The sequence below is a fragment of the Acetobacter nitrogenifigens DSM 23921 = NBRC 105050 genome (assembly GCF_000429165.1).
Lineage (GTDB): Bacteria > Pseudomonadota > Alphaproteobacteria > Acetobacterales > Acetobacteraceae > Acetobacter > Acetobacter nitrogenifigens.
Genome location: NZ_AUBI01000052.1, coordinates 1 through 1,036 on the forward strand (window position 1 = coordinate 1; position 1,036 = coordinate 1,036).

Consider the following 1,036-nt stretch of genomic DNA (forward strand, 5'->3'; position numbering starts at 1 on the left):
GATGATCTCACGCGGAAAACGATGTCGTTTGTAGCTGCAAGGCAGAGCACTCATGCAGCTAAACTATCACGCCTCACTTAACGTGACAGCACCGCGTTGCCTTATCTGGATGCTGTCACATAAACATTGGGGCTGTAGATTGCCCCGCATGAGCGCTCCGCCTGTCAGCTACAAACGTCACCGTTTTCCGCGCGAACTGATAGCGCACGCTGTGTGGCTGTATTTCCGGTTCCCGTTGAGCTTCAGGTTGATCGAGGAAATGCTGCTCGAACGCGGGATTGTCGTGTCGTATGAGACGATCCGCCGCTGAAGCCTGAAGTTCGGAGCTGCGTTTGCGCGCAAGCTGCGCCGCAGGCGCGCGGCTTCAGGCGACGTGTGGCATCTCGACGAGGTCAGGATCGTGATCCGCAGTCAGGTTCACTGGCTGTGGCGAGCGGTCGATCAGGACGGCTACGTTCTCGATGAAATCCTGCAAAGACGACGCAACACGAAGGCGGCGAGGCGACTGTTGACGCGGCTTCTCAAGAAGCAGGGCGGCAGACCGAGACGCATGATTACCGACAAACTGAAGTCATACGGAACAGCAAAACGTCAGGTCATGCCCTGTGTGGAACACCGATCTCATAAAGGCCTGAACAACCGAGCGGAGAACTCACATCTACCGTTACGAAAGCGCGAACGTGCCATGCAACGGTTTCGATCACCGGGAGGTTGTCTGCGCTTCATCCCGGTCCTTGCCGCCATTCGAAACCTGTTTGTACCGACTGCCTCTCTCAGCAACGCTCTCTCCCGTCACATCCATCGTATCCGGGCTCTCGCCCAATGGAACAACGCAACGGCTCTCTCCGCCTGAAAATCCCTCAAACGCCTTCTAATACCCCACACCAGTTCACGTGACAGCACCATCACACCTATTATCGTATCCCTCATCGACCTCACAGCAAGTCGACGTTGCAGGCCGCATTATCTTATCGTGCCTGCACGCTTCCTGTCGGTTGGAGCCAGCTTCGGCGTGTGATTTGGTGAGACAGCCCAG

The 1,036-nt window shown here is 56.4% G+C and carries 1 pseudogene; it reads left to right on the plus strand.

The features are described from left to right. Positions 1–148 precede the first annotated feature (148 nt). Positions 149–853 (plus strand): annotated as a pseudogene (locus G442_RS23505) (IS6 family transposase). Positions 854–1,036: the final 183 nt, after the last annotated feature.